General features: G+C 57.8%; 1 protein-coding gene. It reads left to right on the forward strand.

Annotated features, from left to right (window positions below; all coding sequences use genetic code 11):
- Window positions 1–1127, forward strand: a 1127-nt coding sequence (gene tuf / locus TZ03_RS27825) for an elongation factor Tu (RefSeq protein WP_053388473.1), incomplete at both ends; no start/stop codon positions are given.

Raw genomic sequence — 1127 nt, forward strand, 5'->3', positions numbered from 1 at the left:
ATCGGCCACGTTGACCACGGTAAGACCACTCTGACCGCAGCTCTGACTCGCGTCTGCTCCGAAGTTTTCGGTTCGGCAGTCGTTGAGTTCGACAAGATCGACTCGGCTCCGGAAGAAAAAGCGCGCGGTATCACCATCAACACCGCTCACGTCGAGTACAACTCGAACATTCGTCACTACGCTCACGTTGACTGCCCAGGTCACGCTGACTACGTGAAGAACATGATCACCGGTGCTGCCCAGATGGACGGCGCGATCCTGGTTTGCTCGGCCGCCGATGGTCCGATGCCACAAACCCGTGAGCACATCCTGCTGTCCCGTCAGGTAGGCGTTCCGTACATCGTGGTCTTCCTGAACAAGGCTGACCTGGTAGACGACGCCGAGCTGCTGGAACTGGTCGAGATGGAAGTTCGCGACCTGCTGTCCACCTACGACTTCCCAGGCGACGACACCCCGATCATCATCGGTTCGGCTCGTATGGCCCTGGAAGGCAAAGACGACAACGAAATGGGTACTACCGCTGTCAAGAAGCTGGTAGAAACTCTGGATGCCTACATCCCTGAGCCAGTTCGTGCCGTTGACCAGCCGTTCCTGATGCCGATCGAAGACGTATTCTCGATCTCGGGTCGTGGTACCGTTGTTACCGGTCGTATCGAGCGTGGTATCGTCCGCGTTCAGGATCCGCTGGAAATCGTTGGTCTGCGTGACACCACCACCACCACCTGCACCGGTGTTGAGATGTTCCGCAAGCTGCTGGACGAAGGCCGTGCTGGCGAGAACTGTGGCGTTCTGCTGCGTGGTACCAAGCGTGACGACGTTGAGCGTGGCCAGGTTCTGGTCAAGCCAGGTTCGGTCAAGCCGCACACCAAGTTCACCGCAGAAGTCTACGTTCTGTCGAAAGAAGAAGGCGGCCGTCACACTCCGTTCTTCAAAGGCTACCGTCCTCAGTTCTACTTCCGTACCACTGACGTGACCGGTAACTGCGAACTGCCGGAAGGCGTTGAAATGGTAATGCCAGGTGACAACATTCAGATGACTGTCACCCTGATCAAGACCATCGCAATGGAAGACGGTCTGCGCTTCGCTATCCGTGAAGGCGGTCGTACCGTCGGCGCCGGCGTCGTAGC

Origin of the sequence: Pseudomonas sp. 10-1B, assembly GCF_000935045.1 — a bacterium.
In the GTDB taxonomy this organism is placed as follows: Bacteria; Pseudomonadota; Gammaproteobacteria; order Pseudomonadales; family Pseudomonadaceae; genus Aquipseudomonas.